This window comes from Candidatus Kaistella beijingensis (genome assembly GCF_020084865.1).
Taxonomy (GTDB): Bacteria; Bacteroidota; Bacteroidia; order Flavobacteriales; family Weeksellaceae; genus Kaistella; species Kaistella beijingensis.
The window spans coordinates 2,578,909-2,602,522 of sequence record NZ_CP071953.1 but is presented as its reverse complement, the minus strand read 5'-3'; the positions used below and the strand labels follow the sequence as shown (position 1 = coordinate 2,602,522).

Annotated in this window: 21 protein-coding genes and 1 pseudogene; 15 read left to right on the top strand and 7 right to left on the bottom strand. The window is 37.2% G+C overall.

The window, feature by feature from the left end; all coding sequences use genetic code 11:
• Positions 1 to 47 precede the first annotated feature (47 nt).
• Both J4771_RS12125 and J4771_RS12120 read right to left on the bottom strand, forming a co-directional pair.
• Positions 48 to 2,189 (bottom strand): S9 family peptidase, encoded by a 2,142-nt coding sequence (locus J4771_RS12125; RefSeq protein ID WP_224135256.1) that lies wholly within the window; start codon positions 2,187 to 2,189, stop codon positions 48 to 50.
• A gap of 104 nt (positions 2,190 to 2,293) precedes the next feature.
• Positions 2,294 to 2,989: a phosphatase PAP2 family protein gene (locus tag J4771_RS12120; RefSeq protein WP_224135255.1), complete on the bottom strand. Its 696-nt coding sequence runs from the start codon at positions 2,987 to 2,989 to the stop codon at positions 2,294 to 2,296.
• A 214-nt stretch (positions 2,990 to 3,203) separates the two neighbouring features.
• Here J4771_RS12120 and J4771_RS12115 point away from each other — a divergent pair, with 214 nt between their 5' ends.
• Both J4771_RS12115 and ygiD read left to right on the top strand, forming a co-directional pair.
• Complete coding sequence (locus tag J4771_RS12115) at positions 3,204 to 3,713, top strand: YceI family protein (RefSeq protein ID WP_224135254.1); 510 nt, start codon at positions 3,204 to 3,206, stop codon at positions 3,711 to 3,713.
• An 81-nt stretch (positions 3,714 to 3,794) separates the two neighbouring features.
• The gene (gene ygiD, locus J4771_RS12110) at positions 3,795 to 4,622 is read left to right on the top strand and encodes a 4,5-DOPA-extradiol-dioxygenase (RefSeq protein ID WP_224135253.1); all 828 of its coding nucleotides are present in this window, start codon (positions 3,795 to 3,797) and stop codon (positions 4,620 to 4,622) included.
• Between the two features lie 64 nt (positions 4,623 to 4,686).
• Here ygiD and J4771_RS12105 read toward each other — a convergent pair whose 3' ends face one another.
• The gene (locus tag J4771_RS12105) at positions 4,687 to 5,307 is read right to left on the bottom strand and encodes a hypothetical protein (protein ID WP_224135252.1); all 621 of its coding nucleotides are present in this window, start codon (positions 5,305 to 5,307) and stop codon (positions 4,687 to 4,689) included.
• Positions 5,308 to 5,350: 43 nt separating this feature from the next.
• Positions 5,351 to 6,979, bottom strand: a complete 1,629-nt coding sequence (locus tag J4771_RS12100; protein WP_224135251.1) for an acyl-CoA carboxylase subunit beta — start codon at positions 6,977 to 6,979, stop codon at positions 5,351 to 5,353.
• Positions 6,980 to 7,142: 163 nt separating this feature from the next.
• Between J4771_RS12100 and J4771_RS12095 the strand changes: the two genes are divergently transcribed.
• The 12 genes from J4771_RS12095 to J4771_RS12040 all read left to right on the top strand — a co-directional run bounded on the left by J4771_RS12095 (position 7,143) and on the right by J4771_RS12040 (position 17,998).
• Entirely contained in the window at positions 7,143 to 7,772 is a 630-nt protein-coding gene (locus tag J4771_RS12095; RefSeq protein WP_224135250.1) for an NUDIX hydrolase, read from the top strand.
• A gap of 26 nt (positions 7,773 to 7,798) precedes the next feature.
• On the top strand, positions 7,799 to 8,599 hold the full coding sequence (locus J4771_RS12090) for a lysophospholipid acyltransferase family protein (RefSeq protein WP_224135249.1): 801 nt from the start codon (positions 7,799 to 7,801) through the stop codon (positions 8,597 to 8,599).
• Positions 8,600 to 8,618: 19 nt separating this feature from the next.
• Positions 8,619 to 9,056 carry a hypothetical protein gene (locus J4771_RS12085; protein ID WP_224135248.1) on the top strand — a complete coding sequence of 146 codons (438 nt, stop codon included), beginning with the start codon at positions 8,619 to 8,621 and terminating at the stop codon, positions 9,054 to 9,056.
• Between the two features lie 4 nt (positions 9,057 to 9,060).
• Entirely contained in the window at positions 9,061 to 9,603 is a 543-nt protein-coding gene (locus tag J4771_RS12080) for a hypothetical protein (protein WP_224135247.1), read from the top strand.
• A gap of 100 nt (positions 9,604 to 9,703) precedes the next feature.
• The gene (locus J4771_RS12075) at positions 9,704 to 10,891 is read left to right on the top strand and encodes a homogentisate 1,2-dioxygenase (RefSeq protein ID WP_224135246.1); all 1,188 of its coding nucleotides are present in this window, start codon (positions 9,704 to 9,706) and stop codon (positions 10,889 to 10,891) included.
• 287 nt (positions 10,892 to 11,178) lie between these two features.
• Complete coding sequence (locus tag J4771_RS12070; protein ID WP_224135245.1) at positions 11,179 to 12,459, top strand: acetyl-CoA hydrolase/transferase family protein; 1,281 nt, start codon at positions 11,179 to 11,181, stop codon at positions 12,457 to 12,459.
• Positions 12,460 to 12,567: 108 nt separating this feature from the next.
• Positions 12,568 to 13,149: a Crp/Fnr family transcriptional regulator gene (locus J4771_RS12065; RefSeq protein ID WP_224135244.1), complete on the top strand. Its 582-nt coding sequence runs from the start codon at positions 12,568 to 12,570 to the stop codon at positions 13,147 to 13,149.
• 224 nt (positions 13,150 to 13,373) lie between these two features.
• Positions 13,374 to 14,504 carry a 4-hydroxyphenylpyruvate dioxygenase gene (gene hppD / locus J4771_RS12060; protein WP_224135243.1) on the top strand — a complete coding sequence of 377 codons (1,131 nt, stop codon included), beginning with the start codon at positions 13,374 to 13,376 and terminating at the stop codon, positions 14,502 to 14,504.
• A gap of 78 nt (positions 14,505 to 14,582) precedes the next feature.
• Positions 14,583 to 15,044 (top strand): hypothetical protein, encoded by a 462-nt coding sequence (locus J4771_RS12055; protein ID WP_224135242.1) that lies wholly within the window; start codon positions 14,583 to 14,585, stop codon positions 15,042 to 15,044.
• Between the two features lie 80 nt (positions 15,045 to 15,124).
• Positions 15,125 to 16,372 carry a fumarylacetoacetase gene (gene fahA, locus J4771_RS12050; RefSeq protein ID WP_224135241.1) on the top strand — a complete coding sequence of 416 codons (1,248 nt, stop codon included), beginning with the start codon at positions 15,125 to 15,127 and terminating at the stop codon, positions 16,370 to 16,372.
• A gap of 142 nt (positions 16,373 to 16,514) precedes the next feature.
• A complete protein-coding gene (locus J4771_RS12045) occupies positions 16,515 to 17,339 on the top strand; it encodes a flavin reductase family protein (protein ID WP_224135240.1) in 825 nt (274 codons plus the stop codon).
• Between the two features lie 2 nt (positions 17,340 to 17,341).
• On the top strand, positions 17,342 to 17,998 hold the full coding sequence (locus J4771_RS12040; protein ID WP_224135239.1) for a hypothetical protein: 657 nt from the start codon (positions 17,342 to 17,344) through the stop codon (positions 17,996 to 17,998).
• 33 nt (positions 17,999 to 18,031) lie between these two features.
• Here the strand turns inward: J4771_RS12040 and J4771_RS12035 are convergent, their stop codons facing one another.
• Both J4771_RS12035 and J4771_RS12030 read right to left on the bottom strand, forming a co-directional pair.
• Complete coding sequence (locus J4771_RS12035) at positions 18,032 to 18,883, bottom strand: alpha/beta hydrolase family protein (RefSeq protein ID WP_224135238.1); 852 nt, start codon at positions 18,881 to 18,883, stop codon at positions 18,032 to 18,034.
• A 36-nt stretch (positions 18,884 to 18,919) separates the two neighbouring features.
• Entirely contained in the window at positions 18,920 to 19,951 is a 1,032-nt protein-coding gene (locus tag J4771_RS12030) for a TlpA disulfide reductase family protein (RefSeq protein ID WP_224135237.1), read from the bottom strand.
• A gap of 129 nt (positions 19,952 to 20,080) precedes the next feature.
• Here J4771_RS12030 and J4771_RS13335 point away from each other — a divergent pair.
• A pseudogene (locus J4771_RS13335) lies at positions 20,081 to 21,432 on the top strand (IS3 family transposase).
• A gap of 47 nt (positions 21,433 to 21,479) precedes the next feature.
• On the opposite strand, the gene J4771_RS12015 reads toward J4771_RS13335, so the two are convergent.
• Positions 21,480 to 23,558, bottom strand: coding sequence for a M13 family metallopeptidase (locus J4771_RS12015; RefSeq protein ID WP_224135236.1), 2,079 nt, complete (start codon positions 23,556 to 23,558; stop codon positions 21,480 to 21,482).
• Positions 23,559 to 23,614 lie beyond the last annotated feature (56 nt).

Sequence of the window (23,614 nt, the reverse complement as noted above, 5' to 3'; positions counted from 1 at the left end):
TCTTCCATCTTCCAACACCCATCTTCCAACACCCAACTTCCAGCTCCCTACTTCTTCAAATATTCATCAAAATAATCCGTTACTTTCTGCATCAAATGAACTCGGTCTTTCCCTAAAACATTGTGTTCGTGACCTGGATAGACGAAATAATCCAATTGAACGCCGTTATCAACCGCCGCTTTCAAAAACTTGATGGAATGTTGCCAAACTACCACATTATCCTGCGCTCCGTGAATCATCAGTAAATGTCCTTTTAAGTTTTGAACTTTATCCAAAAGATTTGCCTGTTTGTAACCTTCGGGATTGTTTTGTGGGGAATCCATGTATCGTTCGGTGTACATAATTTCATACATATTCCAATCGATAACGGGACCGCCTGCAACGCCAACTTTGAAAACTTCAGGATGTTTCAGCATAAAACTTGTGGTCATAAAGCCACCAAAACTCCAACCATGAATTCCCATTTTATCGGCATTTACGTAAGGAAGTGATTTCAAATACGCAACTCCTTTCAGTTGGTCTTTCATTTCTGTTTCGCCTAAATGACGGAAAACTGCCTGTTCAAATTTTTGTCCACGATTCGAGGAACCCCTTCCATCCATCGTGAAAACAATGTAACCACGTTGCGCCATATATTCGTACCAAAGATTTCCCGATGCAGGAAAACTGTTCGTAATCAACTGTAAATGAGGACCATTATACAAATAAACGATGACAGGATATTTTTTGCTCGCATCAAAATCTGTTGGCAAAATCAATTTACCATAAAGTGGAGTTCCATCATCTGCGCTTAACGTAACGTTCTTGATTTCAGGTCTTTGATAATTTTTTAAGGTATTTTCGGACGTGATTAAATTTTTCGATTTTAAAGTATTCGTGTTGATAACATTAACAATTCTTGGACTATTTGCGTTGGAATAACTGTCATACAGATGATTTCCGTCTTTGCTCAAAATTCCTGTGTGCATTCCTGCTTGATCGGTCAGTTTTTCGGTTTTAAAAGTATTCCAATTGACTTTGTAAAGGTGTCTTTCTAAAGGAGTTTCCTGCGTTGAAGTATAGAAAATTTCCTTCTTTTTTTCATTAAAACCGAGCAGTTCGGTAACCAACCAATTTCCTTTCGTGATTTGAGCAATCAAACCTTTGTCGATATTATAATGGAATAAATGATTGAAACCACTTCTTTCACTTTGCCAAATAAAATCGGTGGTAGAATTTGGGAAGAAAGTTAGCGGATGTTGTGGTTCCACATATTTATCGGATTTTTCTTCAAAAATAGTTTTAACGAAATTTCCGCTCGCCGCATCGTATTGATTCATTTGCAAATCGTTTTGGTCACGGTTTAAAACCCCTATAAAAATGGACTTTGAATCAGGATTCCAAGTGATTACGGTGAGATATTGCTCCGCGTCGCCTTCTGTTTTTACGAAAGTAGTTTTGTTGGTTTTAATGTCATAAATTCCCAAAGTCACATGATGCGATTTAGAACCCGCCATTGGATATTTGATATTTTTATTAACAGCAGGAACCACGCTCCAATCGATGATTGGGTAATCATTCACCATGGTTTGGTCCATTCTGTAGAACGCAATTTTGGAATTGTCGGGCGAAATAAAAATCCCCTTTGAAATCCCAAATTCCTGTTGATGAACCGATTTTCCATTGACGATATTTTCGTCTTGATCATCGGTGATTGCCACGACTTTTCCGTTTTTGTTTAAATACAAATTATTTTTAACGGTGTAAACGAAACCGCTGTTGTCACTTAATAATTCTGTGTTTTCAGCATTTTCATCCAAAGAATTCCAATCGGTTACTTTCCACTCTTTTCCGCTTCTTTGAACCCAAAAATATTTTGAACCTTGAGTGAAATAACCTTTATCTTTATTAATGAAATTTATTCTTGGAAAGCTTTTCAACTTTCTATCAGCTGCTAAATTTTTATTTAGCTGAAACAAAGAAACCAAAGTATCCTGTTTCATACTTTGAACTTCCGTCACTAAATAGCCATTTTTTACGCCTTGATAAAAGGATTTGTTGTCGTCGCTCCATGAAAATTGCGAAATATTTTTCACAGCGAGATTGCTTCGAAGTCCGTTCACCGCTTCAGCAATCGTATATTTTTGGTTCTGTGCCAATAGAAAACTTCCTGTAATGAGGAATAGCAAAGAAAATTTTGAAAATTTCATCTCGAAAATTTTAGGTTGCTAAATTTAAGAAATAAAATTGATTTTGTTAAAGAATGTTAATAGCAGGTTGTTGTGTGTGGGATGACGGATGCTTGAAGGTGGTTTTAATAGATAACCCCTGCAAATACATCCTTCTCCGATTTCGGTTGATTCCATTTGTATTGATGCGTCCAATACGCCACTTTCATGGAAAGAATTCCCAAACCTGCACCAAAAAGCACATCGGAAAGATAATGTTTGTTGTTCCCCATTCTCATCAAACCCACTCCTGTCGCAACTCCGTACGCTGCGTAAGGAACCCACTTGTGATTTTCGCCGTATTCAATTGCGAGAATTGTCGCACCTGCAAAAGCATTCGCGGTGTGACCTGAAGGAAACGAATAGGCAGTTCCATCTGGGCGGGTTTTCTTCAACGTTTTTTTCAGCAAATAAACCATTCCGAGATTCATGACCTGTCCTTTTATCATCATTGCGGTTCGGTTTTTCCAATCGGTTCTTGGCGTCATTCCCATCCACTCCAATCCGTAAAGTGCGACAAAAGGTGCAAACTGCGCATAGTCATCTAAATGATTGCTGAATCCAAAAAGGTGTTCGTTTCTCTCCTCGACGATTTCATTTTTTAGAGACTCTCGTCCGTTGGAATCGAAAATAATTCCCGAAGCCATTAAACCAACAGGAACATAAAGTTTTTTGTATTGGCGGTCGAAACGTTTGTTTTCAATTTTCAGGCTGTCATTTTTCTGTGCGAAATTAAACATCATTAGATTGAAAATCAAAATCAAGGAAAACCATTTTTTCATCGTCGAAATTTTCAGCAAAACTAATTAAAAGTTTCTTCATCATCTAGTAAAAATCAATTTGTGGTAATCTCATTAAAATATCAACAACATCAATATTTCCTATTTTTAAAAAGAGCTTTCGGAGCCTCCCTCTTTAATTACCATACATCAATGTCGTTCAATTTTAATCCATCTATCTTTGCATTCATAATTTAACCAACAAAAAATATTGATTATGGCAACAAAATGGAATTTGGACCCGACTCACAGTGAAATTACTTTCAAAGTAAAACACATGATGATTTCTAACGTTAAAGGTGAATTTAGAAACTTCAGCGCAGAAATTGAAGCAGAAGACGACACTTTCAAAAATGCAAAGGTAAACGCAACCATTCAAACAGACTCAATCGACACCAACAATGCAGATAGAGACGCACATTTGAAAGGTGAAGATTTCTTCAACGCAGCAAAAAACCCAACCATCACTTTCTCATCTGATTCTTTGAATGACGATATTACAGGAAATTTAACCATCAACGGAATTACAAAACCCGTGAAATTGGACGTAGATTTCGGTGGAATCAATGTGGATCCATGGGGAAACACAAAAGCAGGTTTCTCTTTCGAAGGAAAAATCAACAGAAAAGATTTCGGATTAAATTGGAACGCAGCTTTGGAAACAGGCGGAGTTTTAGTTTCCGACGAAGTGAAAATTGCAGGTGAATTGCAGTTTGTAAAAGCGTAAAAAGATAGAAGTTTGATGTCCGAAGTCCGAAGAAAAGTATGGAAATCTTCGGACTTCAGAATTCGGTCTTAAAACTTAATTATGAACTTAAACGAATTTTCCAACATTTCCGACGGTTTTAAGACGACCGAAAAAATGCCCGTTCTTTTTCTCGGACACGGTTCGCCGATGAATGCGGTTGAGGAAAATATTTTCGTGCAGGGATTTAGAAATATTTCTAAAGAAATTCCCAAACCGAACGCAATCATCTGTATCTCTGCGCATTGGTTGACTGACGGAACTTTTGTCACCGCCATGGAAAATCCGAAAACCATTCACGATTTTTATGGCTTTCCGCCAGAACTTTTCGAGGTGCAATATCCTGCAAAAGGAAGTCCTGATTTGGCAAAAGAAACGCAGGAAATTTTGGCTCCCAATTTTGTAGAAGAAGACCACAATTGGGGACTCGATCACGGTGCGTGGTCGGTTTTGAAACATCTTTATCCGAATGCAGATATTCCTGTGATTCAATTGAGTATCGATTACCGAAAACCGCCGCAATACCATTTTGACTTGGCGAAAAAACTTCAGAAATTAAGAGAAAAAGGAATTTTAATTATCGGAAGCGGAAACATCATACACAATTTAAGAATGGTAGATTTCCGAAATATCGACAATATTGGTTACGGTTTCGACTGGGCGATTGAGGCCCGTGAAAAAACCAACAACATGATTCTCGACGGAGATTTTCAAAGCTTGATCGATTATCAAAAACAAGGAACCGCTTTGCAATATGCAGTTCCAACTCCTGATCATTATTTGCCGTTGATTTATTCTTTAGGACTAAAGGAAAAAACAGAAAAGGTTTCTTTATTTAATGATGAATTGATCGGTGGAAGTTTGAGTATGACGAGCTTGAGGATTGGTTGAGGTTGAGTATAAAAAAGATTCGGAAATTTCCGAATCTTTTTATGATTAGTATGGTTGTCAAAGTTTAATAAAACTTCCAAAAATTCGCTTCGTACGTTTTTGTGAAATTGCGGATGCAACGTGCAGAAGTAATCTTTACCGTTGCGGTTTTAATGCCATTGTCTTTTGCAAAACTAAATTGTGGAGTCTTTTCTTTGGAGGTTTTCTGATCGCCGTTTTCATAGGTAACCGTCCAGTCGTATTTGTAGTTGTTTTCTTTTCCGTCCGGTAAAAAGGCGACAATTCCATCAGAAGTCTTCGCCTCCTTATAATCGGTGAAATCAATGTCGCAGTTTGAAGATGTGGAAACTGCCGTTTTATTTGTATCGATTATTGCACCATCCACAACGTCAATATTTTTGCTGCACTGAACCACTCCTTGTGGAGAAAGCATCACCAAAGACAAAACGGTTCTTCCGCCTGAAGTTCCTTTTAATTTTACAGCATTTTGTTTTACATCGCCCTGTAATTCACTGTTTCCGCCAATGTTCACCCAAAGATGGCAATCTTTGCATTGCGCAATATCGTTTTCCACGGTATAAGTTTCGGCATCAGAAACTTTCATGGTGGGATTTCCTATGATCACACATTGAGAAAATGATGAAGTATAAATCATCAAAGTCATAAATAAAATTAGTTTTTTCATAGTTTAAGTTTTTAGTTTAACAAATTTGAATCTTAATCTTGAATTATACCTGAATCACCCCCAAATTAAATTTCTCCGTAATCGGTGCGTGATTTGCCGCTTCAATCCCCATGGAAATCCATTTTCTGGTATCGACTGGATTGATGATGGCATCGGTCCACAATCTTGCTGCAGCGTAAACCGGTTCGGTTTGTTTTTGATATCGTTTTGAAATGGTGTCTAAAATTTCCTGATGTTCTTCCTCCGAAATTTCTTTCCCCTGTTTTTTTAAGGTAGATTCCTGAATTTGTGCCAAAACTTTTGCAGCCTGACTTCCGCCCATCACTGCCAATTCCGACCAAGGCCAAGCTACGATTAATCTCGGATCATAAGCTTTTCCGCACATCGCGTAATTTCCTGCGCCATAAGAATTTCCTGTAATCACCGTAAATTTGGGAACCACTGAATTGGAAACTGCGTTCACCATTTTTGCTCCATCCTTAATAATCCCGCCGTGTTCTGATTTTGAACCTACCATAAATCCTGTTACATCTTGAAGGAAAACCAGAGGAATTTTTCTCTGGTTACAATTCGCAATAAAACGGGTCGCCTTATCCGCAGAATCGGAATAAATTACGCCACCAAACTGCATTTCACCTTTTCCGCTTTTCACTAATTTTCTTTGATTGGCAACAATTCCTACACTCCAACCGTCGATTCTTGCGGTTGCACAAATGATGGTTTTACCGTAATCCGGTTTGTATTCTTCATATTCGGAATTATCTACAAGACATTTTATAATATCAAAAGTATCGTATTGATCAGCTCTTGAAACCGGCATGTAACCGAAAATATTTTCAATCTTTTCTTTCGGTGGAAAACCTTCAGTTCGGTCAAATCCCGCTTTTTCATAATCACCGATGGATTTCATGATGTTCTTTATTCTATCCAAAGCATCTTTATCATCTTTCGCTTTGTAATCGGTAACTCCGGAAATTTCGCAGTGTGTTGTTGCACCGCCCAACGTTTCATTGTCGATATTTTCACCAATCGCCGCTTTTACCAAATAACTTCCCGCCAAAAAAATGGAACCTGTTTTGTCTACAATCATGGCTTCATCGCTCATAATCGGCAAATAAGCGCCACCTGCAACACAACTTCCCATCACCGCAGAAATTTGGATGATTCCCATGGAACTCATCTTCGCGTTATTCCTGAAAATTCTTCCGAAATGTTCTTTATCAGGAAAAATTTCATCCTGCATCGGAAGATAAACTCCGGCTGAATCTACCAAATAAATAATCGGCAATTTGTTTTCAATGGAAATTTCCTGCGCCCGAAGATTTTTCTTCGCCGTGATCGGAAACCAAGCTCCTGCTTTTACAGAGGCATCATTTGCAACTACCAAACATTGTTTTCCGGAAACATAACCCATCATAACTACAACACCCGCACTCGGACAACCGCCGTGTTCTTTATACATTTCGTAACCTGCAAAGGCGCCGATTTCAATGGATTCTGAATTTTTGTCGAGAAGATATTCGATTCTTTCGCGAGCGGTCATTTTTCCCTCATCGCGCTGTTTTTGTAAACGCTTTTCACCACCACCTTTTTTGATTTCCGTGAGCAGTCTATTGATTTCCGCAAGTTTGAGTTTATTTTGATCTTCTCTTTTATTAAATTCCAAATCCATCCGTAAAAAATTTGCCTAAAGATAAAACATTTTGTGTAATTACACGGTAGATAAAGGATTTGCCAAAATAAGGAGTAAGATTAGGAAACAGGAGATTGTTTTTTCAAAAAACTTTAACATCTCCTTAAAACACTTTCAATATTGATTTTCTTAACTTCGCAGTATGGAAATTTTCGGTAGAGATTTGTTGAAAAAAATTCAGAATGCTGAACTTCACGGTGAACATGCACACGCTATTTATTCGCCGCCGTATCGTCCGCTTTTTTCCTATGAGGAAATTCTGACTAGAAATCCAAAATTTGCCGCCGTGAACATTCTTCTTTATTTAAAGGAAGATCAATGGTGGTTTCCGCTGATAGTGAGAAGTACCAACGAAAACGACCGACACAGCGGACAAATTTCGCTTCCGGGCGGAAAGAAAGAAGAATCCGACCAAGACTTTGCGCAAACCGCAAAACGCGAAACTTCCGAAGAAATGGGAGTTGACGAACATTACGTGAGAATCATCCGTGAAATGTCGCCGATTTATATTCCGCCAAGTAATTTTTATGTTCGTCCGTTCATTTCCTATACGAAGAAAAATCCAAAATTCATTTTACAGGAAACCGAAGCAGTGGAATTAATTGAATTCCCCGTTTCCTCACTTCTGAATATCATTGAAAAACCTGAAATGATGGCACTTCCAAGTTCGAGAGGAGTTGAAGTTCCTGTGATAAATTTCAACAATTATTTAATTTGGGGCGCCACTTCAATGATTTTAAGTGAATTTAGTCAGTTACTGAAAAATTTGTAAATTCGCAGATTATGTTTAATTGATACATGGCGAAGAAAAACATATTTACCGACGCGTTTGGCAATCTTTATTTCCTTAAGAGACTCATTATCTTTATTTTAGGAATTGTTTCTTACCGCAGATTCAACGGTTTTAACAAACTGAAAATCACGGGCTCTGAAAATTTGGTAGATCTTCCCGATTCCAATGTGCTTTTCGTGTCGAATCATCAAACGTATTTTGCAGATGTTGCGGCAATGTATCATGCTTTTTGTGCGATCAACAATGGTTATTTGAACACCATTAAAAATCCAATTTATCTACTGAATCCAAAAGTCGATTTCTATTATGTAGCTGCTGAAGAAACGATGAACAAAGGAATCATGACTAAAATTTTTAAATTGGCAGGAGCAGTTACTGTAAAAAGAACTTGGCGTGCCGAAGGTCAAAACGTGAACAGAATGGTCGATTTAACCGAGGTTGAAAACATCATGAAAGCGCTCGACAATGGTTGGGTAATAACTTTTCCACAGGGAACAACTTCTGCTTTCGCACAGGGACGAAAAGGAACCGCAAAATTGGTGAAAAATCAAAGACCAATTGTTGTTCCTATAAAAATAAACGGTTTTCGAAGAGCTTTCGACAAAAAAGGTTTAAGGGTAAAAGTGACCGGAGTAAAACCAACCATGCACTTCAAAAAACCTTTAGACATTGATTATGACGAAGATAATCCACAAGTGATTTTAGAGAAAATCATGTACGCCATTGAACAAACAGAAGATTTCAACATTCTTCACGAATACGATGAGGAACTAAAAGCCCAAAAATCTGAAGAGAAAACTACCTAAAATCTTTAAAAATTTTACAATGAAAAAACTTTTTGTGCTGTTTATTCTCGCAGTTCTTGCTTCGTGCAACGCCAACAAAAAATATTCGGATTTTGATTACAGTTTCGCTCGTCATGGTGGTTATGCGCCGATTTACGAGAACCTTTGGATTAAGGGAAACACTGCACATTATTCTTTTGAAGGCGAAGGAAAAAAGATGAAAAAGGATTTCAAAGTTTCCGGTGAGGAGTTAAAAAATATCGAGGATGCCTTGACAAAAAACAGTTTCAGAACCATTCGAGAGGATTTGAAAAAGGTTTACGATTATCGTTCAACTTCAATCAATGTGAAGAAAGGTCCCAATTCGGGGAGCAAATCCGACGCTTCTTTTATCATGGAAAACGACCGACCTCGATGGAATAACATCGTCAGCGTTTTTCAGCAAATTATTGATTCCAACGTCGATTCTTCAAAATAATTCAATGTCCGATATTTCAGAGATTTTCGAGTATTCAAAGAATAAAACCAGAGTTCTTGTTTTAAGTTCAATTCCTTCTGTGGCTAAGCTTTTGAAGGAAGTTTTAGATTTTAACAGAAAAGATTTTGATTACTTTTTACATGGCGGAAGTTCATCGACACATGAAAATGATTTTGTTATTTTTGAAACTTCTGATATTGAAAATGCAGCAACTTTTCATCCCAATATTGTTTTAATTACTGATGAAATCCCAACCGAAAATCTTGATGTTTTATTAAAGACTATCGTTTCGGGCGGCGTTTTAATTTATCCGGAAAATTTTGAAGAAACGGCTCAAAACTCTGAAAACTATTTCCGAAAACTTACTTTCGGAAAATCTGAGATTCAAAATCTAAACGGAGCAGTAACTTTAAAGACTGAAATGGGTTCAATTCCTGTGAATTCCACGGACGAAAATTTCTTGAGAAATATAGAAGGAATAAAACTTTTATCGCAGCAGTTTGGTGTGATGGAGGAAGAGTTTTATGAACCGGTGATTGGTTTTTAATGTTCGACAGCACTGTTTTTGTCTTTATCGCAATCTTACAATCTCTTCTTTTCCGAAGTCTGAAAATTTCATTAAATTTACCTAGAGTAAAAATGTAAAAATGAGATACCATCAATCGGGAAAAGTCCCACAGAAACGCCACACCATTTTCAAATCCGAAGACGAGCAATTCTATTACGAGCAACTTTTCGGGACGGAAGGTTTTCATGGAATTTCGTCGCTTCTTTATCACATTCATCGACCTACACAGATCAAATCGATCAGCGAGCCGAAAGATGTAACTCCCAAAATCGCGGTGGAAAAAAATGTGACGCCGCGAATGTTCAAAGGAATGAACGTTATTGCTGAAGACGATTTTCTCGACAGCCGAAAAGTTCTCATGTTGAACAACGACCTGAAAATGGGACTCGCAAAACCAAGAAAATCCTCCGAATATTTTTACAAAAACGCAGAGTGCGACGAACTCCTCTTCATCCACGAAGGTAACGGAACGTTGAAAACTTTTGTCGGAAATCTGGATTTTTCTGTTGGAGATTATTTAATCATTCCACGCGGAACAATTTATCACATTGATTTTAAAGACGAAAAAAACGTAATTTTCTTTGTTGAAGCACACTCCCCGATTTATACGCCTAAACGTTACAGAAACGAATTCGGGCAACTTTTGGAGCATTCACCGTTTTGTGAGAGAGACATCATTGCGCCATCTTTTGTGGAACCGAAAGACGAAAGAGGCGAGTTTTTAATTAAAGTAAAAAAGGAAAATCAAATTTGGGATTTCATTTACGCAACCCATCCTTTTGACGTGGTTGGTTGGGACGGATTTTTCTATCCTTACAAATTCAACATCAAAAACTTTGAACCGATTACAGGTCGTGTTCATTTACCGCCGCCAATTCACCAGAATTTTGAGGCTCACAATTTCGTGGTTTGTTCTTTTGTGGCGAGAATGTACGATTATCATCCGCTTGCAATTCCTGCTCCGTACAATCACTCAAACATTGATTCCGACGAGGTTTTGTTCTATACCGAAGGAGATTTCATGAGCAGAAACCATATCGATTTAATGGATTTCACGCTTCATCCAGGTGGAATTGTTCACGGTCCACATCCAGGTGCGATGGAACGAAGCATCGGCAAAAAATTTACGGAGGAATATGCAGTGATGGTCGATCCTTTCCGACCTTTGAAACTGACGGAAGAAGCGATGAAAATAGAAGATCCAAGTTACGCCACTTCATGGTTGGAAACACCTGAAAATCATTTGGGAGACAGAAGTCAGGAATAAGTTGAGGTTAAAATTCCTCGCTTTGCTCGGAATGACTTTTTCGATGTTTATTTTTGGGTGAGGAATTGGGAGCGCCGGCTTCGCCGGCGCTCCCAATTCCCCCGTTTCAAAAAAGATGAGACCGTCATTTCGAACACAAACCAAAGGTTTGCGTACGCAGTTCTGAGAAATTTATTCTTTTGTGAAAATTTAACTTTCCATTGACAAATCTCACCTTTCAAATCTTACTTGAAAATCGTATTTTTGAGAATGTTTTAATAAAGATTTAACTCACAAAAAATAACAGAATGATCAATTATGTAAGCGCCGAAGAAGCCGTTTCCATCATCAAAAGTGGCGACCGAATTTTCGGACATGGAAGTGCATGTACCCCCAATTTATTTTACGAGGAATTAGCAAAACAATCTGCAAGATTGAAGGATGTGGAACTCGTTTCCATCACACAACAAGGGAGCGTAGAAATTGCAAAACCTGAATATAAAGACAGTTTTTTTATCAAATCTTTATTTACCTCAACTCCCGTTCGTGAAGCCGTGAATTGCGAAAGAGGCGATTTTGTTCCCATCTTTTTAAGTGAAATTCCAACACTTTTCAAAAATGGAATTCTGCCACTTGATGTTGCTTTGGTAACGGTTTCCCCGCCCGATCAACATGGTTACTGTACATTGGGAACTTCGGTGGATGTTGCGAGAGGAGCGGTGGATCACGCCAAAAAAATCATCGCGATTGTGAATCCAAAAATGCCAAGAACTCATGGTGACGGAATGATTCACTACAGCCGAATCGACAAAATGGTTTGGAATGATGAGGAATTAATGACTTTAGATTACGGCGCAAAAGTGACCGACATCGAAATGGAAATTGGGAAGAATGTTGCTGAAATTGTGGATGATGAATCCACTTTGCAAATGGGAATCGGAACCATTCCTGATGCGGTTTTGAAATGTTTAAATAACCATAAAAATCTTGGCGTTCACACCGAAATGTTGAGCGACGGTATCGTAGATTTGATTTTGAATGACGTAGTAAACAATAAATTCAAAGGAACTCATTTGAACAGAACGATTACCAGTTTCTGTTTCGGAACTAAAAAATTATACGATTTCGTGGACAACAATCCTTCGATTGCGTTTATGGATGTGCAGCACGTGAATTTCCCGATCAACATTATGAAGAACAAGAAAATGCACGCCATTAATTCCGCAATTGAAATTGATTTAACAGGACAAGTTTGTGCAGATTCCATCGGAACTTATCAGTTTTCGGGAATCGGCGGACAAATGGATTTCATGCGTGGAGCCGCACTTTCAGAAGGCGGAAAACCAATTATGGCGATTTCTTCAAGAACCAACAAAGGAATCCCGAGAATTGTACCGTTCTTGAAACAAGGAGCGGGAGTGGTGACAACGAGAGGTCACATTCATTACGTCTGTACAGAATACGGAACCGTGAATTTATACGGAAAAAGTCTGCGTGAAAGAGCAAAAGCACTCATCGGAATTTCGCATCCCGATGATCGGGAAATGCTTGAGAAAGCGGCTTTTGAAAGATTTAAATGCGAAATCTAAATAAATTTTTATAGAATTAAAATCTCGTTCAATAATAAAGAAAGGGATTTTTTTTTGTCGTTGCGTATTCCGAAATTCATTATCTTTAAACTACAAATTTTTGTTTGAATGTCTGAATTTTTACCTTTTATAAATTTCGTAAAAACTTTTTCCGAATTAAATGATGAAGATGAAACTCTGATTCAAAAATACTTTCAAAAAGAAACTTTCAAAAAGAATGAAATTATCCTCAACGCAGGTGAAATCTGCCAAAAGATTTACTTTGTAAACAAAGGAATTCTGCGAACATTTCACACCAATCAAAACGGTTCAGAGTTTACAAGATTGTTCGCGAAGGAAAATGAATTCTGCACCATTCTCATCAGTTTTTCAGAAAAAGTGGGAAGTCCTGCCAATATTCAGTCTTTAGAAAACTCGGAGGTTTTTAGTATTAAAAAGTCGTATTTCCAGGAATTTATTTCAAAATCTGAAAAAGCAAAAAACATTTACACGAAAATCTTAGAGGATTTCCAGAACTTTCAAATCAAAAGAATTGAATTTTTAACCTCCTTAACGCCTCAGGAAAAAGTAGCTACGTTTCTAAAAGAAAACCCTGAACTGGAAAAAAGACTTACCGACAAAATGATCTCGACCTATCTGCAAATAACACCAGAAACATACTCCCGAACAAAAAATAAACTGTTTCTTTGAATCGGTAAGAAAAAAACGAACCACATTTCTGCGGTTCATTTCCTTGATATCACAATTTTTTTCTCTTTATTTCAGGACAAAACTATTGTATTACGAATAAACATTGGTAACATAACTTAATCTTATCATAATATTAATTTTGAGATTAAAGCAAGATGTGTTAAATTTAAATTCATTCAAATTTTGTAAATTAGCTTACTGAATAAAAGTAAAAAAAGAGAAAGATGTCAACACTTACATTTGCAGAAAAAATTGCAGAGGCAGAGAATTTTTTGCCCATTAACGGAACAGATTACATTGAATTTTATGTAGGTAATGCGAAACAGGCGGCGCATTATTACAAAACCGCATTTGGTTTTCAGTCAGTTGCTTATGCAGGTCCGGAAACGGGAGTACGCGACAGAGCTTCTTATGTTGTTCAACAAGGGAAAATCCGTTTGGTTTTAACGTCTGGTTTAAATTCTGATTCACCGATTTGTGAGCACCAAAAAAAACATGGCGATGGTGTAAAAATTTTAGCACTTTGGGTAGATGACGCTTATTCCGCATTCGAGGAAACGGTAAAACGTGGCGGAAAACCCTATATGGAACCGAAAACCATTACAGACGAGTTCGGTGAAGTTCGCATGTCGGGAATTTACACTTATGGCGAAACAGTGCACATGTTCGTGGAAAGAAAAAATTACGAAGGTCCGTTTATGCCTGGTTACGAAAAATGGGAAAGTGATTACAATCCATCTGATGTTGGACTTTTGTACGTTGACCACTGCGTAGGAAATGTGGGTTGGGACAGAATGTTGCCCGTTGTAAAATGGTACGAAGAAGTGATGGGATTTGTAAATATTTTAAGTTTTGACGACAAGCAAATCAATACGGAATATTCCGCCTTAATGTCGAAGGTAATGAGCAACGGAAACGGTTACGCAAAATTCCCAATTAACGAACCAGCCGAAGGAAAGAAAAAATCGCAGGTTGAAGAATATTTGGATTTTTATGAAGGGGAAGGCGTTCAACACATCGCAGTCGCCACAAAAGACATCATTAAAACCGTTACAGAATTAAAAGCTAGAGGTGTTGAATTTTTATCAGCTCCACCTGAAGCGTACTACGAAATGGTTCCCGAAAGAGTGGGCCATATCGACGAAGATTTGAAAAAACTGGAAGAACTTGGAATTCTAATCGACCACGATGAAGAGGGTTATCTTTTGCAAATTTTCACCAAACCCGTTGAAGACCGCCCTACTCTTTTCTACGAAATCATTGAAAGACACGGTGCACAAAGTTTCGGCGCAGGAAATTTCAAGGCATTGTTTGAAGCTTTGGAAAGAGAGCAAGCGAAAAGAGGAAATCTTTAAGCTGGATGATGGATGATGGAAGCTGGACGTTGGTTTTCGCACCAAAGAGAGTCATTATTTAAAAAAGAAATTTAGTTCATGAAAAAATTCATATTCAGTATTTTATTGGTGATTTCTGCAGCAAGCTTGAAAGCACAATACGCTTCAATTAACGCAATTCTCGACCGACTGGAAGAGCGACGCGGAATCAATCAAAACTTACAAAATGAAAATATAGACGACACTAAATTTGTTTTGATCAAAGATTTTCCCGACCATACCGAAAGAAGCTTTATCATTATTAAAGGCAAAAACGCCACTTTCGTGGAAATGTTTGATGACAAATCTAACGGAAAAAGCTCCTCCAATGTTTTTTCTGGTGATGTAGTCCGAAGTAAGCACAACATTATTTCCATGCGTGCAGACCAACTTGAAGGCAAAAAAATTCCGCTTCCAGTAACCAAAACTTTGCTGATGACGAAGCAGAAAAAAATCCTCTACCTCATCGACGTCAATTCCAAAGAACGGTGGATTGAGGAAAGCGCAATCAACAAAAAGTAAACAACAACAAACAGTCAACAAGGTTCATCGTTTGAAGAAAAAAGCTTTAAACTTTGAACCTTAATCTTAAAAATATCGATATGCGATCATTTGTAAATTATCCTGAAAATTCAGATTTTTCCATCCATAATATTCCGTTTGGTGTAGCGGTTTTCAATAAAGAATACATCGCCTGTTGCACCAGAATCGGAGATTTAGTCATCGATTTGGCGACACTTTACGACTACGGTTTTTTTGATGAAATCGAAGGTTTAAACGATAACGTGTTCGAAGCCTATACTTTAAACGAATTCATCGAGCTTGGAAAACCCGTAACCAATGCAGTCCGTTTAAAAATTCAGGAACTTTTGGATGAAAATTCAAAGTTGGCAAATGACGAAAAAACCATCGAAGAATGTTTTTACGAACTCGACCAAGTGAAAATGATGATGCCGGTTCACGTTCCCAATTATACCGATTTTTACAGCAGCATCGAACATGCAACCAATGTTGGAAAAATGTTCCGTGATCCTGCAAATGCGCTGCTTCCGAACTGGAAACATCTTCCGGTGGGTTATCACGGTCGCGCTTCCTCGATTGTGGTTTCTGGAACGGAAATCATTCGTCCGAAAGGTCAGACAAAACCTGCAGATTTGGATTCACCAATTTTCGGTCCTTCTAAACAACTCGATTTTGAATTGGAAATGGCATTTATCGTGAATAAAAACACTGAAATGGGCGAAAGTATTTCCACTGCTGAAGCGGAGGAGGTGATTTTCGGAATGGTGCTTTTCAACGATTGGTCGGCAAGAGATATTCAAAGTTGGGAATATGTTCCGCTCGGCCCATTTTTGGGGAAAAATTTTGGAAGCTCAATTTCTCCGTGGGTTGTAACTTTGGAAGCTTTAAATCCGTTCAGAACCGAATCTCCAAAGCAAGAACCTGAAGTTTTGGATTATCTAAAATTCAGCGGCGACAAAAATTTCGACATTAATCTAGAAGTTTATATACAGCCAGAAAACGGAACTGAAAGTTTAATTTCCCAAAGCAACTACAAATTTATGTACTGGAATATGACGCAGCAATTGGCGCATCACACAATAAACGGATGTAATGTGGAAGTTGGCGATATGTACGCTTCAGGAACGATTTCGGGTGAAAATCCTAACTCATTCGGCTCGATGTTGGAATTAACTTGGCGCGGACAGAATCCTTTAAAATTAAATGACGGACAAGAAAGAAAATTTATTGAAGACCACGACACGATTATCATGAGAGGTTTTGCAGAGAAGGATGGAATTAGGGTTGGTTTTGGTGAAGTTTCTGGGAAAATTTTGCCTCCAAACTAAACATTTTAGTCACTAATTAATTAAATGCAGTTCACTTTAGAATAAAATCTTCGATTTTTTAACTTAACTCTTCTAAATGTTTTCAAAGTGAAAAACTAATAACTTAAGTACGTAAAGTGTTAAAAAATAACTTTCAATATCAATGAAAACAATCTCACCAAAAGATTTAAACAACCTTCAGCTTCAAACGCTTTTGCAGACAGCGATTGCGCCTCGTCCCATTGCGTTGGCTTCCACTATAGACAAAGACGGAAACATCAATTTAAGCCCATTCAGTTTTTTCAATATGTTCAGCTCGAATCCGCCGGTTGTGATTTTTTCACCTGCGAGAAGAGTTCGAGATAATACGACGAAACACACTTTGGAAAACGTTTTGGAAATTCCTGAAGTGGTGATTGGAATCGTGAATTTCAAAATCGTACAACAAATTTCTCTAGCTTCAACCGAATATGAAAAAGGCGTGAATGAATTTGTAAAATCTGGATTAACAATGAAAGATTCCGATGTAGTCCGACCAAAATTAATTGACGATTGTCCCGTAAACTTAGAATGCAAAGTTTTAGAAATCAAACATTTGGGAACGGAAGGCGGTGCAGGAAATTTAGTGATTTGCGAAATCCTTAAAATTCATGTTCGTGAAGAATATTTGAACGAGGAAGGAAATCTAGACCAAATGAAATTGGATTTGGTTGCGAGATTGGGCGGGAATTGGTATTCCAGAAATAATGAAAATAATTTGTTCGAAGTTCCAAAACCATTAGTCACAAAAGGAATCGGTTTTGATTTGCTGCCCAATGAAATTAAATACAGCATAGTATTTACTGGTAACGATTTAGGAATGCTCGCAAACGTGGAAAAATTGCCGAATGGGGATTTTCATTCTGATGAATCGAAACATTTAGATGCTCAAAAATTACTTTTAGAAAATAAAATTGCGGAAGCGTGGAACCTCTTGATTCAAAAATAAATATGAAAAAAATAAGTTTTTATTTAATCCTAATCTTCGTCCTACAAAGTTGTCATGTTCCTGTTAACAGGGATTATAACGGCTTAAGCGGCGCTTTGGTTTTTACGCAAAATAAAAAATGGCTGATTAATAACATTTATTCTGACTTGAATTCTGTGGAACGTGAGAAAATGAATGTCCAAATTCTAAACAGCTTTAATTCTTTAAGTAAAGGAAATGCAGTTTCTATTGACGAAGCTATAACCAAAAACCTTTTGCCTGCAAAAATTTCATTAAACCCCGACTTGGAGCAGTTGGAAAGCTTAAAAAACAACTCCGATTTCGATTATCTCGTGAACGTAAGAACCAAAAAAGTGGCCGACCAAATTGCTTCCTTAGAATTGAGTCAACCTTATCAATTCAGCAAAAATGAAGCGTTTGCAATCTTGGAAGTGTACGACTTAAAGACCTCCAAAAAAATCTATTCGCAAAAGGCATCATCGGAAACTTCCATGGAAGGTAAAAAAACCTATCCGGAATATTCCGCAGAACAGCTGAACGCAGAACGTGCAAACGGAAAAACACCAAAAGGTCCATTCTTCAGTTATTCCGCCGACGCACTTTCTAAAAAAAACCTGAGCCAGATTTTGAAAGACATTCAAAAGAAAGCCGTAAAATAAAAATTGAATGAAAATTTTCAGTCTTTTTTTCGCTTAATCTCTATCAAAATTATTCTTCAGAAAATTAATCATTTTTTCAACAGCAATATCCAAATCTTTTGGCATAAAATCTTCTGTCCATGGTTCTTTAGCACCAAAAACATGATTGGCATTTTCCATGAGGAAAAGTTCGGAAGTTTTGCACCATTCGTTTAGTAGAAACGCTTCTTTATCTTTCACCGCTTCATCATTTGTTCCCTGAATAATTAAAAACGGTTTTGTGAGATTTTGTGCGCAACGCTGAACACTAAATCGGTCTTCATTATTTTTATAATCCTCAAAAAATTGGTAATAATGTGGCATCTGTTGTTTGGTTCGTGCGTTTTCAGAAAACATGACGCCGTTATTTTTCCATTCTTCCAATCTTTCGCCGGACGGAAAACGATACCCGAAATGACTGACTCCCGCCAATGAAATCAAAGCTTTCACTCGCTCATCTTCAAACGCTTTAATCACCGAAATTCCGCCGCCGCGACTGTGACCGATGATGGCGATTTTGGATTGGTCAATTATTGGATGGTCATAAAAATAATTTAAAACCGCATCATAATCCGACATTTCCTTGGTGAAATTATTATTACCGAAGGCTTCCAAATCTGCAAAATCTTTCGGGTTTTCAATCGTCGTTCCGTTGTGCGAAAAGTTGAATTTTACAAAGAAAAAACCTGCCTCAGCAAATTTCTCCGCCATGAAATTCCAAGCGCCCCAATCTTTGTAACCTTTGTAGCCGTGTGCAAAAATCACGAGTGGAAGTTTTTCGGAAGTTTCGGGATAAAAAGCGTCGGCAAGAAAGTTCTTGGTTTCAGGATTTTGGATGAGGATGTTTTTTTCTTTGAGCATTTTCAAATTTATAAAAAAGAAACAGATATTTTATCTATAAATTTACTTATTTAAAATCTCTTCCAAATCTTTCTTCAGATTTTCAAAAGGTTCATTTACATCATCATAGCGATGTATAATTACCCCCGATCTGTCAATCAAAAATTGAGTCGGAATAAAATTTACCACATAATGATCGTTGATTGAATTATCATTTAATTGTGGCCAAATTTCAATTTTATCTTTTAAAATTACCTTTCTCCATTTATCTTGAAATTCCATGTCATCGGCAATTCCAATGATTAAAAATCCATCTTTCTTATATCTATTATATAGTTCTATAAGATGTGGATTTTTTTCACGACACGGTTTACACCAACTTGCCCAAAAATCCACAAGAACATAATTCCCTTCAAAATTGGCTAATTCAATATTTTCATTATTAAAACCTTTACCTGAAAAATTATAAGCTTTTTTGCCAGGAATTGCTAATTCTAATTTTTTGAGGGTTTCAAATATTAACTTTCCGTATTCACTTTTTGCATTTTCAACACTCAGATTTTCGTAGAAGTTTTTAATTTGTGCATACGGGAAAATGTCAAAATTATTTTTCAGCAAATACATTCCTACATAAGTATTCTCGTTTTTGGCCACATAATCTTTCACTACCTTTTCGTAATTGTCTTTGTTTTGCTTAACTAAATTTTGAAATCTGCTAAAATCATTTTGTGATTTAGAACCCTCTACTTTTGCTTTATGAAAATTCTTTGAATCTAATTGTATTTTTATGGAGGAATTGGGATCAATAAAAAAACGATCGCTCAATTTCAGATTATTTAAATCATTTACTCGATTGTTTTTTAATATGGTCAAGAAACCATTTTTGCTCTCATTGATATGACCTTCAAAATAGAACTTATTATTTTTAATTTTCACGCTGTCCCATTTTCTATTTTCTCTTACACCATCATAACTTAAATATATGAAAGTATTGTTTAATCCATCAATTTTTCCGAAAATTTTGAAGTTTGTACTTTTCTGTGAAAATGAAAAATTAGAGTTCAGAAATAAAATTAGAAAAAATAAATTTTTCATCCATAGTGTTTTTTAACGCTGACAATAAAAATCAAATATAATAAATTACAGTGTTTCAAAATCAAAAAAAATCCTCCCGAAACTGGACTGCCCCCAAAAAGTTAGACACTTTTTAGGGGCATTTTTATTATGGGAGAATCAAAGTATAGTTTAGAATTTAAGGTGAGTTGTGTGGAGAAGATTAAGAAAAATGATCTGTCGATCCACTCTTTGGCACAGGAAGTAGGTTTGGATGCGACGGTTGTTCGCAAATGGAAAAGGTTTTATGATTTGTACGGAATTGAAGGACTGCAACGCAGAAGCAATCGCCGTTATGACGTAAAATTTAAGTTAAGAGTTTTGGAAACGATCAAGGCACAAGACTTATCTCTAAAGCAAGCTGCTGCACGGTTTAATATCGCTGCAGAATCCAGCATCACCAATTGGCGGAGCGCTTACGAAAAAAGTGGTATTTTAGGGTTACAGAATAAACCCAAAGGAAGACCAGCAATTATGAGCGATTACCAACGTAAAAAGAAAAAGTCTGGCAAACCATTGACCAGGGAAGAAGAATTGTTACTGGAAAATGAAAGACTGCGAGCCGAAATCGATTTTCTAAAAAAGTTAGACGCCTTAACTCTCAAAAAGAACAAGCAAAAGCCATCGAAGAGTTAAGGCCTAAATACAATCTGTCCGTATTATTGGATTGTACCGGGATGGCGAGAAGCAGTTTCTATTATCATCAAAACAAGGCTCAAACCGACAAATATTCGGACGTAAAAACAATGATAAAACAGATTTATCATCAACACAAAGGAAGGTTTGGATACCGGCGTATTACTTTGACAATGAGAGATAAAGGAATTATTATCAATCATAAAACAGTATTGAGATTAATGAAATCGCTAGGACTGAAAAGCATTATACGGGTAAAGAAATACAAATCTTACCGTGGAGAACAAGGAAAAATAGCACCCAATATTTTGAAAAGAAATTTCAAAGCCGACCAGCCGAACACGAAGTGGGCAACCGATGTAACGGAATTTAATGTCTCGGGAAATAAGCTCTATTTATCTCCGATAATCGATTTATTCAACGGTGAAATCATCAGCTATAATCTCTCAGAAAGGCCTGTCTTTGCACAGATTACAGATATGCTGAAAAAGGGTTTAAAGAAAATTAAAAATACAGAAAACATCATTTTACATTCAGACCAAGGTTGGCAATATCAAATGAAAGCTTATCAAAATATATTAAAAGAAAAAGGAATTGTTCAAAGTATGTCCCGAAAAGGGAACTGTCTGGACAATGCCATAATCGAAAATTTCTTCGGAACATTGAAGTCTGAAATGTTTTATACCAAAAAGTTTGGTTCTATCGACGAACTCAGGAAAGAAATAAAAGAATACATTGATTATTACAACAACGACAGAATAAGGCTTAATTTAAAAGGAAAGAGCCCGGTACAGTACCGAACTCTTTCCTTTAATAATATTGTTTAATTTTGTCTAAACTTTTGGGTGCAGTCTAAACCGAGAGGAAATTTTTTCTACCAAATCTTAATTCTTTCGTTTGGCGCTTTATACAATTTATCACCTGGTTTTACATCGAATGCTTTGTAAAACGCATCCTGATTCACCAATGGTCCGAACGCACGATAATATCCCGGAGAATGCGGATCGGTTTTCACTTGGTTCACGGTGTATTGTTCGGTTGCTTTGGTTCGCCAAACGGTTGCCCAACTCATGAAAAATCTTTGATCCTGCGTGAAACCGCTGATTAACCCTGGATTTCCGTGGTCTTTCAAATACATTTGAAGCGCAGTATAAGCCACCGCTACTCCACCCAAATCTCCGATGTTTTCACCGCTGGTGAATTTTCCGTTCACGAAACTTCCTTTTACGGGTTCATATTTATCGTATTGGGCGGCAAGTTGACCTACTTTTGCGTCGAAATTTTTTCGGTCTGCATCCGTCCACCAATTATTCAAGTTTCCATAGCCGTCAAAACGGGAACCGGAATCATCGAAACCGTGAGAAATCTCGTGCCCAATTACCGCACCAATTCCACCAAAATTTACGGCAGGATCTGCTTTAAAATTGAAAAACGGCGGCTGAAGAATTGCAGCAGGGAAAACGATTTCGTTGTTTGAACCGCTGTAATAAGCATTCACAGTTTGTGGCGACATTCCCCATTCGGTTTTGTCAACTGGTTTTCCAACTTTTTCTAAATTTCTGTTGTAGAACCATTCTGTGATTTTTTGGCGGTTTCCGTAATAGGTTCCACCATTTTTGGGAGAAACCAGTTGCAGTTTAGAGTAATCTCTCCACTTGTCGGGATAAGCGATTTTCACTCCGAATTTTGAAAGTTTTTCTTGCGCTTTCACTTTCGTCGCATCCGACATCCAATCCAAATTGGCAATGTGTTCTTTAAAGGATTTTTTCAGGTAAGAAATATAGGTTTCCATCTGGGCTTTCGCTTCCGCTGGGAAATATTTCTCGACATACAGTTTTCCGAAAGCCTCACCCAAAGTTCCGTTAACCACGCTCAAACCACGTTTATCCATTGCTCTTTGCTCTTTCTGACCTTGAAGCGTTTTGTTGTAAAAATCAAAATTGATGTCATCCAATCTTTTATCAAGATTATCCGCATTGGAAGAAATCATTCTCGCCTTCATATAATCTTTCAGCAAAGGAAGCGTTCTTTCGTTCATCCACGAATCCATATTTTGGTAATATTTCAGTTCGCTTACAATCACTTTATCGGTTTTTACCCCTACGTTAGAAAGATAATTGGGCAAATCGATGTGCGTTGTTAAAGTCGAAAGTTCTTTAATTGTTTTGGGGTTGTAACGTTTGTTGGAGTCACGGTTTTCCTCGTTGGTCAACAAATAATTAGCGAGTTGCTTTTCGAATGTCACAACTCTTTGCGCAGTTTGGTCAGCATTTTTTTCACCCAAAACATCAAACAGTTTTGCTAGGTAATTTTTGTATTCTCCCAAAGTTTTCGTGTTGGCTTCGTTCTCTTTTTGGTAATAATCTCTTCCCAAACCAAGACTCGGACCACCAAGATAAACCGCATTCATTACAGAGTTTTTCATGTCTGCACTTACGCGCCACATATAGAAGGGATTGTCGCCCGTTTTTGTAGCTTCCAACATATATTTCTGCAAATCTGCGATGGATTTTATCTGGTCAATTTTTGCCAAATCAGCTTGGATGGGCCTGATTCCGTCTGCATTTCTTTTATCCCAATCCATGAAAGTTCCGTAGAGATTTTGGATTTTTTCACCTTCAGAATTGGCTGAAAATTTATCGTTTAAGATTTTATGCAGAATTTCAAGCGAGGCAACATCGGTTTCTTCACGCAATTTGTCGAAACTTCCCCATCTGGTTTTGTCTGAAGGAATTTCTGTGGTTTTCATCCAGTTTCCGTTCACATAACTAAAGAAGTCATCTTGTGGACGAATATTGTTGTCCATGTAAGAAAGATTAATTCCGTAATCTACGTCTTTTGCAGGTTTTACAGGGGTTTGTTCGGTATTGGTTTCCGCTGTTTTTGCTGTACCGCAGGAATTCATCAAAATAATTCCAGAGAATGCGAGTACGGAAATCGTCAATTTTTTCATATCTAATTTTTATAATGATCGAGAATTCTCAAAGATAACAATTTATGTTGCACTAA